Annotated in this window: 11 protein-coding genes; 8 read left to right on the top strand and 3 right to left on the bottom strand. The window is 42.0% G+C overall.

Annotation, left to right across the window (positions count from 1 at the left end; genetic code table 11):
• The first annotated feature begins 27 nt into the window (after positions 1-27).
• From CWC02_RS08390 to CWC02_RS08355, 8 genes are all read left to right on the top strand, one after another.
• Positions 28-897, top strand: a complete 870-nt coding sequence (locus tag CWC02_RS08390; protein WP_138617612.1) for a hypothetical protein — start codon at positions 28-30, stop codon at positions 895-897.
• A gap of 82 nt (positions 898-979) precedes the next feature.
• Positions 980-1,588, top strand: a complete 609-nt coding sequence (locus CWC02_RS08385; protein WP_249364089.1) for a hypothetical protein — start codon at positions 980-982, stop codon at positions 1,586-1,588.
• The gene (locus CWC02_RS08380; RefSeq protein WP_138617610.1) at positions 1,588-2,178 is read left to right on the top strand and encodes a hypothetical protein; all 591 of its coding nucleotides are present in this window, start codon (positions 1,588-1,590) and stop codon (positions 2,176-2,178) included. Before CWC02_RS08385 ends, CWC02_RS08380 begins: the two co-directional genes overlap by 1 nt.
• On the top strand, positions 2,162-2,572 hold the full coding sequence (locus CWC02_RS08375; RefSeq protein WP_138617608.1) for a DUF6950 family protein: 411 nt from the start codon (positions 2,162-2,164) through the stop codon (positions 2,570-2,572). Before CWC02_RS08380 ends, CWC02_RS08375 begins: the two co-directional genes overlap by 17 nt.
• The gene (locus tag CWC02_RS08370) at positions 2,565-8,690 is read left to right on the top strand and encodes a phage tail protein (protein ID WP_138617606.1); all 6,126 of its coding nucleotides are present in this window, start codon (positions 2,565-2,567) and stop codon (positions 8,688-8,690) included. The genes CWC02_RS08375 and CWC02_RS08370 overlap by 8 nt, the downstream gene beginning before the upstream one ends.
• A gap of 3 nt (positions 8,691-8,693) precedes the next feature.
• On the top strand, positions 8,694-11,639 hold the full coding sequence (locus tag CWC02_RS08365) for a hypothetical protein (protein WP_138617604.1): 2,946 nt from the start codon (positions 8,694-8,696) through the stop codon (positions 11,637-11,639).
• Positions 11,629-12,267 (top strand): hypothetical protein, encoded by a 639-nt coding sequence (locus tag CWC02_RS08360; protein WP_138617602.1) that lies wholly within the window; start codon positions 11,629-11,631, stop codon positions 12,265-12,267. Before CWC02_RS08365 ends, CWC02_RS08360 begins: the two co-directional genes overlap by 11 nt.
• Positions 12,268-13,107: 840 nt before the next feature.
• On the top strand, positions 13,108-13,623 hold the full coding sequence (locus CWC02_RS08355; protein ID WP_138617600.1) for a DUF2971 domain-containing protein: 516 nt from the start codon (positions 13,108-13,110) through the stop codon (positions 13,621-13,623).
• A 424-nt stretch (positions 13,624-14,047) separates the two neighbouring features.
• On the opposite strand, the gene CWC02_RS21125 is transcribed toward CWC02_RS08355, so the two are convergent.
• From CWC02_RS21125 to CWC02_RS20820, 3 genes are all read right to left on the bottom strand, one after another.
• Positions 14,048-14,218, bottom strand: a complete 171-nt coding sequence (locus CWC02_RS21125) for a major capsid protein P2 (RefSeq protein WP_171043829.1) — start codon at positions 14,216-14,218, stop codon at positions 14,048-14,050.
• A gap of 250 nt (positions 14,219-14,468) precedes the next feature.
• Entirely contained in the window at positions 14,469-15,038 is a 570-nt protein-coding gene (locus CWC02_RS08350) for a hypothetical protein (RefSeq protein WP_138617598.1), read from the bottom strand.
• 377 nt (positions 15,039-15,415) lie between these two features.
• The coding region (locus CWC02_RS20820; protein WP_502705404.1) for a hypothetical protein at positions 15,416-15,717 on the bottom strand (302 nt) is incomplete at its 5' end.

Below are 15,717 nucleotides of genomic sequence, written 5' to 3'. Positions count from 1 at the left end.
AAGGGATTTTTAAGCGAGGGAATGTGAATGACTGAACATGAGAAAGTACAAAAAAGAGAAGCTGAGTTAATTAAGTTAATTATTATCATAGCAGTCTTTGCGCTATTAATAGTTAGTACTACTTTTGGCATTTTTTTTGATTTTACCCCCTCTAAAGAACTAAAAACATGGGTTGATACGGCAACTATTTTCACAGGTGTTGCTACTCCTATTTTGTCCACTGTATCAGTTTTCCTATTGTATTTTGTGTGGAAAGACAACCGTCGTGAGCTTGCTGCAACAAAGCAGGCACTGATAGAACAATCTGATACACAGAATTTTAGTGTCATTAAGGATGCTGTTTTTGAAATTGTTGAACAAATTAAGTTGTTATCTGAAAGGAAAGTGGTGCTTGTTAATTACGGAAGAGAAGCACTTCTTTATGAAGTAGGTGATGAATCATTGGATACTTTGAGACCTGAAGATGGAGATATAAAATCAACTAAATATGTTATTGAAGATTTATTACATGATTATTTTATTTGGTCTAAGTTAGAACAAGTATCAAACACTCCACGCACTGACTCCCTAAAAAATTTACTTTTAAGCGATCAGTTTTACGATTATATAGCGAAAATGAATACATTAGCCTTGTTTATGCAAGCGTTAAAAAGTGATAAGTATCGTCAAATCTTAGAAATTACTTTGTTCAATAAATTAACCATATTCACTTGGCTATTTTTTGTAGAAATTGCATATCATTTATTTAAATACGCTGAAAAGGAAAATAAAGAAACTACTGAACTTGTATTTGTTGAGATAGCTGGTTTAACATGCAGACAGCTTAAAGAGGTTTATTGGCGCGATTCTCTTTCTCAAGAAATAACCTTGGAACTTCAAAAAAGAAATCTAATATAACCATGTAAACCCCTTTCCAGCCGAAAGCTACTCCCCTAAATTTTATACTCGTTACCAGTGTTTTACTTAAAGCCTGGTAACGATGACAGTACCACTCCCCTTACCCAAACACCCTAAGCGCTCTAACTTTAAGTTAGTGCCTAATAGCCAAGTTCATTTAAACAAAGCCAATAACGCCACTGAGGTGTATGACCTAGAAGGTGCTTATTGGGAATTTGAAATTGAATTAGCCAATGTACCTGAGCGTGAAGCGTTGGCGCTTGATGCGTTTATTGCAAGCCTGCGTGGGCAAGTGGGCACGTTTACCCTATTTGATTACCGTCGAGAGCAACTTGATAAAGATTTTACTGGGTATGTGCGTGGTGAAAACCAAGACGGTAATACGCTGGTTATTGATGGTTTACCGCTAAACCAAACCTTGCTAGTTGCTGGCGAACGTATGCAAGTGGGAGTCGGCCAAAATACAGAGCTTAAAATTTTAACCGGCGATTTGGTCAGTGATTCACTTGGCCGTGCCACTGCCGTTTTTGAATCGCCCCTGCGTAAAATCCCTGCTGATAACACTTTAATCACCTTTAAACAGCCGCGTGGTTTGTTTCGCCTTGCGGATAACAACCAGGGCATCGATAGCGCTGAATACAAAAAAGGCATCATCACTAGTTGGAAGATTAAAGGACGGGAGGCGTTTTAATGGAGTCGTTAAACGCTGGGTTACTCGCTGATTTAGCCAATAGTGGCCGTGCCCGTTACTTTGTTCGCCTGGCATTTAAAAGCGGTGATGTATTACTGCACACCGGTGTGGGTGAACGTCGCTTTAAAAACTTAACCTGGCATGGCTTAGGCATGCTTGGCACCGTGAGTGAAATACCAGCGAACGATAAAAACGACAGCGCCCGTATTCGCTTAACCCTACACACGCAAGATACAGCCGTGCTTGCTGAAGTGGCTGAAAATGACCCTATCGGCCACAACTGCGAAATCTACCTTGTTACCGTGGATGAACATTACCGCGTAAGCCAAAGCCAACTGCTTGAAAGTGGTTACATTGTGGCGTGCGATGTAGAGCGCGGTGCTGTATCACAAGTGCAATTAAGTGTGGCGGGTGAAAGTGAACGCTGGAAAGAATCACGCCTACATCAGCGCTGGAATGACGCCACACAACGCGCCCTTTACCCTGATGATGCTTTTTTCAGTGAGCAAGCCACTGCCAATAAACAAAACCTACCTGACACACAACCTGGTAACTACATAGGGAATAAACGCCGTGAACGCCACCGTTAAACTAGCCGCCTTTATAAACCAACGTAATTGCATGCCGTTTCAGTGGGGCAAAAATGATTGCTGCCTACTCGTGGCTGATTGGGTTCGCTTTGCGACAGGCCAAGACGTTGCTGCAGATTTTAGAGGTAAATACCGCTCTGAGAATGGAGCATTTAAACAACTCTTTAAACGTGGTTTAAACGATGTTCAAAGCGTCTTTAAAGACCGTTTAAACCGTGAAATTCCTATTGCGTATGCGCGCCGTGGTGATTGCGCCCTTGTTGAATTTAACGGTGAACTTGTTGGCGGAATTGTGACAGTCAATGCCGTTGTATGTGTTGGCGAAAACGGGCTTGTGACTAAACCTATGAGCTGTGTAAAAGCAGTTTACCCATTGGAGCCGCGCAATGTCTAAAGTTGTCGATACTGTTGTAGACACAGGGGGCGATTTATTCGGCATTGGTCGTAGTATCTATGATAAGACGGTGGGCGCTCTGTGGGACTCACTCACCCCTGATGTACCTGAAGAGGACCTTGCAACACTTGCTAAGGGCTTACAAAAAGGCATAGACCAACCGCGCCGCATTACCTTTGGCCGTGACCGTGTTGGTGGGGTTATTGCACACCAGGCGGAAATTGAACGCGATAAAAAGAAGTTTGTTCAAATGGTGGTGCTAATAAATGGCGCCCCAATTGATGCCCTCGAAGAAATCTACATTGCTGATAAGCCGCTTACTGAATACCCAAGCGAAAGCTGGGACTATGAATTAAGTGATGGCCGCCATACAACGGCGAACAGTAAAGCCGTTGCTAAAATGGCAGGTTGGACTGCTGAACACATCGGGTATGGCCAAGCACACATTTTTGTTGAGTTTGAAAATAACCGTGAAGTCTTTCCGGATGGCATTAGCGATACTGAGTTTTTAATTCGCGGTGCCCGGGTGTGGGACCCGCGCGATACAAATCAAGACCCTGATGATGAAACCACCTGGCTTTGGTCACAAAATGCGGTGTTATGTGCCCTGCACTATGTACGCTTTTATGGGGCGCATGAAGTCCCTTTTGAGCGCTTACCCCTTGAATGGTGGATTGCAGCCATTAACGTGTGTGATGAAGAGGCCGAGTTTACTGATAAAGACGGTAATGTCACCACTGAGCCGCGTTATACAACAAACGGCAGTTTTACCTTTACCACGAAACCCCTTGATGTATTAAACCAACTTGAATCATGTTTTGCGGGTAAGATATTTCGCCAAATGGGCCAATGGTATGTGCGTGTTGGTGCCTGGTATGGCAACCCGACATACACCATAAATGCAGATGATGTTCATGGCAATATTAAGATTAAATGGCACGCGGATTTAAGAGACCGTGCAAACGTTGTGCGCGCGACGTTTACCGACCCCGAACAGAACTATGAACGCACTGATGCGCCACCGGTGATATCAAGCGCATACCAAGAGCGTGATAACCAGGTATTAGAAAAGTCGATTACCCTACCTTTTGTTAGAAGCAGTACGACAGCACAGCGCTTAGCCACTATACACCTTGAACAAACACGCTTAGGTGAAATTGAACTACCCCTTAAGCACAAAGGCTTGGCTGCAGCTGTTGGCCGAACTGTCTACTTAAACTTACCTGGTGAATCGATTACCAATAAAATCTACCGTGTCACAGAGCGCCGTTTTCGTTTAGATGGCGGCGTAACGTTAATGTGCATTGAAGATGGCCCAGGCTTATGGGGTGATAACTTAATACCAGGCGCACAAGATTTAACCCCAAACAGTGATTATTTGGTGGGCCGTCCACAGCCTATTTTTGATGTACGGGTAACGATTGATGGTGATGGTAATGGGATTGTAAAATGGGCTCACCCTTCCCCGTTATCAGTCTTTGAATATGATGTTGAGTTTTATACGACGATTGAGCCAGAGGTTGAAGATGAAGATCCAATTGATGTGCTTATGTATCAAAACACAGTTACATATACACAATCTATCATTCCTACGTTGGATATCGGCGAGTATACCGCACGGATAAGTGCAAAAAATATCTTTGGGCAACGCTCATTAAAAGCTATTGTAAAATTTAACTTTGATAAGCCGCTTGTACCAACTATCTCGTTTGATGCTACATATAATTCAATGGTATTAACAGCCAGTGTTGATGGCTCTAGCACAGGCACTTCATTTCAATGGCAGTTCTTTGGTACTGAAGAGCCGGTTATTGAAGAACCAACAGAAGAGAACACTGATGGATCAATTCAGGTTGATGAGCCGCCAATTTTAAATGGCTATAGCTATACGTTTACCGGCTTAGTGCCAGAAACTGAATACTTCTTTAAGGTTAGAACGATTAATGTTGTCGGTGTCAGTGAATGGATTGTGTTTTCTGCAAGCACGACAGCTGCAGATATTACCGAGTTCATAACCAATCTTGAGCTCACACAGCTTAGTGAAAGTGCCCAAAACCTGATCAACGACATTAACGAACAAGTTGATCGCCTTCGCGAGGGCTCTGAGAATAACATTGACGACAAAATTAATGATATTGAAGACAATCTTAGTGATGCAATAAAGGACTTAGACGATAAAGTTAACACTGATATTGACGATATCAATTCGAATATCGGAGAGTTAAATGACAACCAAAACACAATTAAAGATGCTGTTTTTTCGCTTGATCGTTCTGTGGCTTTACTCGATGCCGAAGCGCTTAATCGCATTGATATTGAGCGCGTTGTATTTGACTTAACCGCCGAATATGTGCGTTTTCGTGAAGCGTATGAAAACCGCACGGCAGAGCAAGACCGCTTAGTTGATGCTGCAGTTACTGTTGATCCTGAATCGGGCCGCATTGTTAATCGCGCCGAAGAAATCACAGCAGATATGCTGCAAGAAGCTTATCAAGAAATTGACGCAGTAAAAGGCCAGGTCACAACACAAGTTAAGAAACTTGAGGTATCAGAAAAGCGTATTCAGCAAGCCGAATCTGAACTATCTATACAAGCCGATAAAATAAATCAGCGTGTTACTTATACTGAGGTTCAATCTGAAATATCTAGCGCTATTCAGGCCCTTGTTCCTGCTTATTCGTGGCAATTTAACAGCTCAGATGAAGGCTTTACAGGCGTTACCAGCCATAACACAGCGGGCTATATAGTCGCTAATGAGGCCGTAACAAGTCCAGATATTAGCTATATAGCCGAAGAAAACACCATGTTTCGCTTGCGTGTTCGCTTGCATGCGGGTGCAACGTGGCTTGGCCAAGTTGTTATTAATGGCGCTGTTACCCTGTCTGTGCCAGCCCCTGCAACGAGCGGTTGGGAAACATTACAAGTCAATGCGGAGGGTTTAACCGGCTATACGGGCGAAATTACCTCACTTGTATTTAACCTAGGCCCGTGTGATATAGACGCCATTGAAATAGGTAAACGTGGCGCGAGCGATTTAGCACTTCAAGATATCACTACACGCACTACAAACCTTGAGCAAGAAATCGATGGTCGTACAGGCCGCATGGCCCAGTATGCCACTACAATTTGGGTTAATGCCCTTGGCTATCAAAAGCAAAGCGATGTGCAGCAGATTATCGATTCGTTCAATACGACATATAAAGTCTCTGCAACGCTTCAAGAGTTTGACGAAAACGATGTACTAACAAAAGCTAACAACGCGCAAGAGTTTATTAATGGCGCTGAGGCTTATATTGAGCAGCAAATTACAGCCTTTATTGACCAAGAAGATGGCGTAAACGCTAAATTTAGTATGGTTAACCAGCGCTTAGACGCACAGCAAGGCACCATTACTAAACAAATTGCCCAGCTGCAGAACTTAGAAGTCGACTTAAATAACGCCTCGATAAACGATGTACTGCAAGCGTGGAACGAATTTCAAAAAAATGAGGAACTGCAAGAGCTAGATATCAAACTCGCCCTTGCTGATGAAAAGCTCCAAGCCCGTACCGAAGAACTAAAAAGTGTTACTGAGCAAAGCTTAGCGCTTGTATCGCTATTTGAGCAAAGTAAGTCAGCCTTAACGAGTGTATCAACGGCATTTTCTAATTCGCATCAAGCGCAAGTAAAGCAAAATCGTGAATTTGAGGTTCAGCATAAAGACGCTAACGCCAAGTTTATCAATGTAGAGCAAGCGATAGCCGACGAAACGGAGGCCCGTGTTCAAACAGAACAGGCCTTTCAGGCAGAGTTTGATAGCAATACAGCTAAGTTCGCACAAGTTAATCAGGCTATTGCGAGTGAGACTGAGGCTCGAGTTCAAACCGAGTTAGCCTTTCAGGCTGAGTTTGATAACAATGCGGCTAAGTTCGTGCAAGTTAACCAAGCTCTTGCGAATGAAACTGAAGCCCGTGTTCAAACTGAGCAAGCATTTCAGGCTGAATTTGACAACAATGCGGCTAAGTTCGTGCAAGTTAACCAAGCGCTTGCTGATGAAGTACAAACCCGCGTCCAAAACGAATTGGCTTTTCAAGCTGAGTTCGAAAACAACGCGGCAAAGTTTGTTCAAATCAATCAGTCACTCGCAAACGAAACCCAAGCTCGGAACACGTTAGAGCAAGTGTTAAGAGCCAAGATAGAAAACGACGACACCGATGTATTAGCAGACGCGCATGAATTTACACGAACAGCGGTTGGCTATTGCTTAGATGCAAACGGCAACCCGACAAGTGAGAGTGATGCCACGGTTTGCGTTGCCAGTGGAGGTACGTGGATTGCGGGGCCGCTTGCTGAATATATCGCCAACATGCAAATCAGTGACGGTGTCAACACAGCAAGCATTAAGCAGCTTCGCCAGTTGTTCACCACGGTAGACGGCAAGCTTGTTGCCCGTGGTGGCTGGACGCTCGATAACAATGGTCGCGTGGTGGGTATTGCGGGCTATAACGATGGCGAAGTGGGCAACCTTGATTTAGTGGGTGACGTTATCCGCCAAGGCGTCATGATTGGTAATACATTCGTTCCTACGGTGTACATTGATAACACAGACCCAGCCAACCCCGTACAAACAATTCGCGGCCGAGTCATTTTAAACGATGGGTATGTAGTCGATGGCGAAGCTAAGATCAGAGCGCTAGATGGCGCACCTGGCGCGGATGGTCGAGATGGCCAAGACGGGGCAGACGGCTTTGGTGCGTTTAATATATCTCTAGACTCAGGTACTTACACCCGCGTTGGTAATCGCATAACGCGAACAAACACAGGTACGGGTTGGTTCTGGGGGGTTAGCACGGTTGAGAGTTATAAAAACTGTGTTATGTCTGCGCGAGTGCCACCCAACGAAAACATTATGCTGGGCTTGAGTGCAACCCCCTCTAACGGGGATTACACCAGCATGGATTATGCGCTATACGTCGATTTAGGCGTATTAAAAGGCTATGTAGGTGGCAACCTAGTTGCGGGTAACTTGGGCTCAGCAAATATTAATGATGTTCTTTCTGTCGAGCTAACAAACGGCATGGTGTCGTTTCTAAAAAACGGCATAACATTATATACCTCGCCGCTTACTACATCAGCCTCATTACGCGGTGATGTCGGTATTTTTAGACAATATCAATATCTGTTAGATTTTTCATTCACGCCGAAAGGCTCAAGGGGCTTAAACGGTGCGCGTGGTGCAGGTACATACTATGTTGCAACTTCAACAGGGGCTTGGTCTGACTCAATAGCCAATGCGGCCGTTCCCAATGGCTCGCCCGTTGCTGGTGACATTGTCGAAATTTTCAAATCGACAGACCCAACCGTGAGCACAACTAAAAAGCACAACGGTAGCTATTGGGGTGCATACACATTAATTGTAAATGGTAACGCTCTTTTTACGGGCTCAGTTGATGGCTCAGCAATTAAGGCTGGTACCCGCATTGAATCCCCCCGTATTGATTTGATTGGTGGCGGCTTTATGAAAATTGAGCTCGCCAGTGGCTTTGGGCCAGATAACCTTTGGTACTGGTATGGCCCAAAAATCATGAGTGGTGGTTTACCAAACCTATCAGCGCTAACAAAAGCAAATGCTATTGAGTGGAAAGACACTGGCGGCAATGCCTATTTTGGCGGCGCAATTACATCGGGTGTACTTAGTACGGCGCTTACTACAACCGATTTATCTTACAACGCCAACGTCACAATAGGCCCATTTGGCTCTAATGGTGGCGTAATTAATATTGTGTGTTCGCTTATCGCGTCATCACGGGGAACCGGTAAAGCTGACACCGCGCCACCTAAACCTTCAGTACCAAGTTACACCATTACGCTTTACGAACTGGTTTCTGGTAGCTGGGTTACTCGAAAATCACAAAGTTTGTCGGGTGAATCAAGCATGCACAGTACCTATGAAGGCGAAGACGGTAAGTTTCATTGGGTGGGTACTCAAAGCTGCTCAGGCTCTTTTACGTACACAGACAATAAGCGCACTGCGACAGACAGAACCTATAAGCTCGCTATAACTAGCCGCAGCAACCTAGCTACAACGGGCAGTTACTCTGCATCACAAAAATTAACCCTAGTTTCTCAAGAGGACTGACACATGGCCGCATTTACAGCCGATAGTATCAATATTTTAAATGGCCAAGACGTGGCCGAAATAACTAGCGCGGAGCCTATCAACACCATTCAAAAAGGTGACTTTTTAGTTATAAACGGCTTTCCGCCGGTTGAAATTTTACAAGCTTACAAAAATGGTCAAGGTGAGCGCTTTATCGAATTACTTAAGCCTTGGCCACACACCTCGCAAGCAAACCAACCAGCGATTGTCATACCAACAACCGTTGACTATCGCGAAGCCGTTGAAGCGCTACGAGCAGCCAACACGCTTGTAAGCGACAATAAAAAAGCCATGGGCGAGTGGCAAACAAATATGGGTACCGTCACGTTTAAAGACAAAGATGGTAACGATGTCGTTGTTAAAACACTCAGACAAATTGAGGCCGATAACCAAGCCCAAATGAACGCATACCACCCCTACCCTTGGGCGCTCAGAAAAGGTGAATGTAAAGCCCGCCGCGCAGCTAATGATAGAACATTTGCTGCGAGTGGTTATGTATATAAAGGTAAGGTTTACACAGCATCGGAATACGAAAAAATAGCAGAAGGCCTATTTACCGATGAAACAGCGCCGAATATTTTGCGCGAAGGACGAAAAGGGGGTGCTGGAGATAGCAAAACAGACTACCCCGTTTTACATATTGCGGGCGTGTTGACCAGGTTGGAATATTTAAGTGTGGCTGATAACTCAAGCTGTGTAATTATTAAATTACCAGAAGCTGAAGATGGAACAAGAACTTACGACTCAGCAACAGGCGAACCCGTTACACATGCAACACCTGCTTTAGCTTTTGCGTCTGAAACTACAACAAACAAAGTGGTAACAAACCGTGCCGATATGCGGGGTTATGAGTTATTTTTACGTGAAATTACGCCAGAAGACCCCAGTGTTTATCGTTTTGGACTTATTCAAAGTTTAGCACCCGACATAAACGGTGTGCCAACTTCACCAAACACGACAAGACCGGACTCTTACTTTGCGTGGTTTGACGGAGACACCACAAGTCGCGGTAATGACGTTGACTGGTATGCAGCAACGGATGACGAACGAAAAGTAATTGGTAGTGACTACGACAACAACATAATTTTTGATGACGAAACGGGCAAGTGGCATCAATGGTGTGTTCGTGGTTGTAGTTTTGCAGGGGCTGGTAATGGTGATTGGCTGAATGTCGAGAGTCAAGGCACTGTAGGTTGTAGATTTGACCTAAACAGTTCTACTCTTGTAAAAATTCAGGGGCCTTCAGATAATGATGACAATATTGCTTATGCTGACCATACAAGCCGCCTCGAAAACCCATACCCTAATATAGGATTATTTACCGCAAGAAATGATAGCAACGGAGCTGTTAACGGCGAGAGCTATTTGTTGGTGTGCGGCACTGTTAATCGACTAAACAAAGGAGCCTATCACCCAAGTTTCAACCCCCTAGGGGCGGCTAAGACTGCAATCGCTGGTGAGGGTCACCTACTTTGGTATCATTCTTCCAATGATAAGTTAATAGACAGAGCTAGTTGTTTTAAAAAGTGGGATAATGTATGGGGTTATTCTGGAGGTAGTATTTCAGTAGGAATCCCTACTGATAATACGCAACAAGGAGTTGGACGTACTGACTTACGCTTCTATGATGCAATCTATGCTAGCGGCCAAGGTGGTGTGTGTCGTGATATGCGTTATTCTGCTTGGGGATTAACTGACGAAGATTTTTCAGAGCAAGATTTGAAGATAAAAGAAGGTGAATATCGAGGTAGAGAAGTTTTAAGTATTACTAAATTTTATGCAGGTAATGTTGGGGGGAATACTGCTGGCGGAGGGTGGCAATTACGCAACTATGATGGTACGGGGGTTAATGCCTCAGGTGTTCAGATAGCTTTAAATAGTAATAATCCTTCTTTCGCTGAATCTCTAAAACACGGAAAGATGTTTGTCGTTACTGATGGAGTTAATAGCTTAGTGCTTAAAGTAACAGGGGTTTTAATTGCCAATGTGTACTCACTTTCAGTGCTCAATGAAGTTGGTTCTTTTCCAATAATTTCAAATGCTTCAGGTTTAGACAGCTCAAGTCTATCTATCTTGATAGATGTTAAGCATAACAAATCCGTTGCTGGAGAGTTTACCCACACGGAAGTTATAGGCGACCCAGCAGACATTTTGCTGTGTGATGACTTAAAAGATGGCTGGGTTGGAAGTTGGAATCAAGAGATACCAAACAATCAATCTACCAAGGTTTTGTGGAATAGGCCTTTAAAAGAAATACCCCCAGTCGGTTCAGTAAGCATTACAGAGAATAATGGAGCATTTTGGACTTCTGGTACAGTCTCATCATGGTTTGGAGATACAGATACGAATTCCTCATCCAGTTTAGTACTTAACAAGGGGAGGATAATAGTTGCTTGTTACAAGACCAAAGCCAAGATGACAACGCTTAAAGCTAACGGTGTAGTTCACGGGGCATACAAAGGGGTTGGTAGTGTGTTTTATACCTCATACTTTGATGAAGAGTTTGGGGCACTACTGGGATATAGCTTAACTGGTAAAGTACTCACACAAGGAGGCGGAGCGCTCGCGATAGGAACGGCTGAGATGCAAAGTAAGCAACTAAATAAAGTAGGCAGGATAGCCGGTAGTTCAACAGGGTCTATATACTCTAACAATACACACACACCTTTATCTCTAGCCCCGCCCGCGAACAGTAACAGTCCGGCATTTAAGGCCTTAAACTATAACGCTGTAGAAAACCAGCAAGGCTTTATTAATTATGCTTACGCTCAACTTTCATACGATGCAACGGCCGGTGATTGGGGTGATGACGGCAAGATACACCCTGTTGACAGTCAGACAACTATGCCAGACGAAAACGGACACACTGTTTTAGTTGGCACTGCTCGTTGTATTGAACCAATTGGATGGATTAAAAATGAAAAATAACCTTACCCCTATTTTAGAATTTATCGACATCGACGACGAGCAAAACCCTATCCTTGACGAGCAAGGTTTACCAACCTTGCTACAAGGGCCGGTTGGCGTTAAAGACATACCCGAGCTAATCGCCAAGGGTAAAATTGATAACTTAACCCTATTTGCCGAACTGCAATCAAAGCAGGAGCAGTACCTGTGGGCCAGAGAGTACGTTGACTATTTAGTCGAGCTAAACAACGTCAATGAATACAACGCGAGTTTACCCGCGCCAGTAGCCAATGAAGATGGCAGCGTTACGGAGGTTGAACCTAAGCCATTACCTAAACCGCCAGAGCGCCCTGCAGTAAGAACGGCGGATGACATACTTGAGCCGTACAAAAAGCAAATCGATAAGCTCAACGGTATTGAATGTAAAGGCGTGTTTGTGTCACTCAATGAGTCTAACCAAAACGGCTTGTCAGCACTCAAAAGTGCGCTTGAATTAGCCACTGAGTTTGGTGCTGCTGAAGCTTTCTTTCCAGTGAACTTCAATGCTGAAACTGCCCAAGGAGTTCAAGTTGTCAAACTTGAAAATGAAACTGAGTTTAAGCAATTTGGTTTTAACTTTATCCTGGCGCGTAAAGCGTATTTTGAATAAATAACAAGGGGCTTTACAGCCCCTTATTTGTTGGAGATTAAAATGTTAACCGTACTTAAAACAATGAGAACCCTAATATGTTACGTTTTATGCGGAATCATGTTGATAACCCCTTTTACCCTCATATCTTTCCTAGCCTTAATTGGAAACACCTGGGCAATTAATAGCATTTATAGCTTAGACATATTGATCTGCAGCATGTGCCATGGAACGCGACTCGAATCAATCTCAGCAAGAAGTTACAGGCTCAGAAATGACAAAAGATACTACTACCAAATGCGTTTCATAGACTTAATAGCAATACCATTTGATGGAAAGGAACATTGCAAGCGAGCATTTAAATGGGAAAGAAAAGTTATTAAACCGGTTTAAATGTTAGACCTTTAAAGCTCATTTAAACACAGTTTAAAGAGGCTTTAAAGATACCATACATCATACTCAAACAAATAAACACAAGCCTATTTAACATAATTAAGCGATTCTAAAATTCTACGTCTTTTTTTCTAAAAACAATCGGCGGCTTACAATAAAAGCAATTTTGTTTTCACTGCCTGTAACCGTTATGGCTTTAAGCTTATTAACTATGATTTATTTCTACAACAAGCTGTTCGTAATAACAAAAGCCACGTAGATGCCCTACAAGCTCAAATTAGATAGCTGTACGATTTGGTTTAAGTAAGCTAGACGCTGAATATCATTGGTAATGACTTAATCAAAATGAGTGTTCAACTGCTCTAAAAAATATTGTTTTAAAGTATGGAGATAAAAAACTACATAGTATTTGCCACATATTTATTTGTGCGGCATCATAGTTATTTAGTAAATTAGTTACGGATGATAATGAAAAAAATTGATTTTGAAATAGACCACCCGCTCGCTATTAAACGTGGGTATAAGTCATTATATAGGTTCATGCCAGTTGTTTCAGACGTTACAAAAGATGCTAGTTATTTAGAATGCTTATTAATAGATGGTTTGTTGTTCTTATCTGCTCCTTCGATGTTCAATGACCCATTTGAGTGTAAACCTCATTTCTCTATGTCTCAAAATAGTGCCCCAGCTCTCAGAAAGCATTTATTAACTCAAGCAAGAAAAAGTGCTCGAAGAAACAATATTAAATTTAATTCAGCCGCAGCATCTAAAACTGCAACTGATTTGCTTGGAGATCATGAGGCTGCGAACAACCTTATAAATCATGCCATTTTAAAAGTATTTCGTGATAATCGAATTTGTTGTTTTTCGCCAAACCGAGAAAATCTATTATTTTGGTCACATTACGCTAAGTCACATCAGGGATTATGCATTGAGTTTGATTGTTCATACGCTCCGGTGAACGGTGCTAGAAAAGTTAAGTAAACAGAGACTTACCCTTCGGTAATTTATCCGTTTCCATCAGAACTTGATTCAGTAGTTCCAATTTTAACGAAGTCTAAAGAATGGAGCTATGAAGAGGAGTTTAGGATTTCATTACGAGAGAACAACCCTCTTTTTGTTTCTGGAACAAATTATCTAAACCTCGATAAAGGAGCAATTAAAAGTGTAACTTTAGGTGCGTGTATATCAGATGAAGATAAAGATACAGTAATGAAAATAGCTAATGAAAGTAAATTTACTCCTAAAGTTTTCCAGTCAAAACTATCCACATCAAAGTTCGGGTTAGTATTCGAAGAAATCAAATGAATAAAGCCCGGTCTGGTAATAGGCTTTCAGGGTAAAACCCTTTAAATGATTGCCATTCCCTACTCCTAAGCAGTTATAGTTTCAGTGTCACTAGAGTCTTTTAGTGGGTTTTAAGTAATTTCCAATCTGTTGGACACCAAGAATTTGTCAGCTGTCGCGCTGAATATTTGAAGTGGATTTTGTCGTATGTCAGGCCAACGGGAACGTCTAAAGAAACTGTGTTACCAGGTTCAACGCCTGTAATACTTGGAAGTTTAGAAATATTGCGCATTGATGGCTCCTAGTTAATTAAGTTTTTAACTGGACGCAGAGCGCGAACTTTGTTGATAGCAGCAATAACAACTAATGCCATACCAACGGTAATTAAACGATTTTTAGTAAACATGTGCGGCTCCAAATGTAGTTGCACGGGATTGGAGCCTGCAAGGTAAAGGAGAATAAAAAAGGCCGTATTAGCTTTACTTATAGCTAATACGGCCTGTTAAACATTTTTAACTTAAAGAAGTAACTAGGTTATTGAACTACTCTTCGGCTTCCCTAGCTTCCCTAGCTTCCCTAGCTTCCTTATTCCAAATTTTAGCTTTAATCATTAAGTTAATTGAGTATTCACTATTTTCATGTAGTGAATGACATAACGCATCAGTTTGAATAACAAAAGACTCTAATTGATATAGTTCTTCTAAGGCATCATTTATAGTTGATATAGCATTTATATATTCAACCTTTTTTTTATAAGTAACTTCAGCATCAGTAAGCCTTTCTGATGCTGAATGAGTTAATCCATCAATATATTTTGTGATACTTTCAAGATCATCATCATCTAAAGCAGCAAAATCTGCTTTAAAAAGTAATTCACTTAATCGAGTGGTGTTATTTTTTAGAGTTACGAAATTGGAGTAATATTTGGAATTTAATACATATAAATCTCTTTTAATTTTGCTTAATTGAACAAACTCTTCATGTTGTCTAGACATACGAGCATTTTTATATGTTTTAACACTGATAAATACAGCTGCGCAACCGATTAGAAAAGTTATGAAAGGTTGAAAAGCACCTAGAATAACCAAAAACCTTTCTAGATAATGAATCATACTAATTCCTTTTAAATTTAATTGTTTCAAGTTTCGCTAATTCAGTACCTTTACGCAACCAATACTGAATTTGTTTGCGATCAATGTTCTCTATTGATTGAAGTTCTTGAACAGTTAAACCCATTTCAGTAGCCATGTATTTGTATGAAACACACCACAAAACATGAATTCAATCTGGTTAAGAATGGTTTTATTGGATTCCTTTGGTCTTTAGGTAATAGCCTACCACCACACTTACTGACTTTACGGTACAACTCGCCCAAATAATACGGTTCCTTACTAACCCAGTAAAAGTCTGCAATTTCATCTGAGAATTTTTAATAAAAAATATAGTCATATTTATTCATGTAACTTAAAGACCAAGGCTAATATTTTTTTCATCTTCCCCAATTAAACGCCCTAGCAACCCCCAGCGCTATTTCATGCAATACCACAAATCCAGCGCCATATAAGGTAGCCCAAACTGGGATGATGATAAAATCGAGGGTTGAGGTAGATGATGAAACAGCGACTTCTTGGTAATTTGTAAGCCATGGGTAAAAGCCAAAGCAGTAAATATGCGGTAAGCGGCTGTAAAATTCATAGTCATTCCTTGTAATACCAATTCGCTTAATTAAGTAGTCTATTTTGAGGCAATAAAACCTCGTTGATAGCAAGGCAAAAATTTCGTTATTTAGTT

It is taken from the genome of Pseudoalteromonas sp. S2721, from assembly GCF_005887425.1.
Lineage (GTDB): Bacteria > Pseudomonadota > Gammaproteobacteria > Enterobacterales > Alteromonadaceae > Pseudoalteromonas > Pseudoalteromonas simplex.
The sequence above is the reverse complement of the archived record's forward strand: the minus strand, read 5'-3'. Positions and strand labels throughout refer to the sequence as shown.

Excerpts from the sequence above, each read along its gene's own strand:
- CWC02_RS08390 (WP_138617612.1), top strand. The coding sequence starts at position 28 with ATGACTGAACATGAGAAAGTACAAAAAAGAGAAGCTGAGTTAATTAAG.
- CWC02_RS08385 (WP_249364089.1), top strand. The coding sequence starts at position 980 with ATGACAGTACCACTCCCCTTACCCAAACACCCTAAGCGCTCTAACTTT.
- CWC02_RS08380 (WP_138617610.1), top strand. The coding sequence starts at position 1,588 with ATGGAGTCGTTAAACGCTGGGTTACTCGCTGATTTAGCCAATAGTGGC.
- CWC02_RS08370 (WP_138617606.1), top strand. The coding sequence starts at position 2,565 with ATGTCTAAAGTTGTCGATACTGTTGTAGACACAGGGGGCGATTTATTC.
- CWC02_RS08365 (WP_138617604.1), top strand. The coding sequence starts at position 8,694 with ATGGCCGCATTTACAGCCGATAGTATCAATATTTTAAATGGCCAAGAC.
- CWC02_RS08360 (WP_138617602.1), top strand. The coding sequence starts at position 11,629 with ATGAAAAATAACCTTACCCCTATTTTAGAATTTATCGACATCGACGAC.
- CWC02_RS08355 (WP_138617600.1), top strand. The coding sequence starts at position 13,108 with ATGAAAAAAATTGATTTTGAAATAGACCACCCGCTCGCTATTAAACGT.
- CWC02_RS21125 (WP_171043829.1), bottom strand. The coding sequence starts at position 14,218 with ATGCGCAATATTTCTAAACTTCCAAGTATTACAGGCGTTGAACCTGGT.
- CWC02_RS08350 (WP_138617598.1), bottom strand. The coding sequence starts at position 15,038 with ATGATTCATTATCTAGAAAGGTTTTTGGTTATTCTAGGTGCTTTTCAA.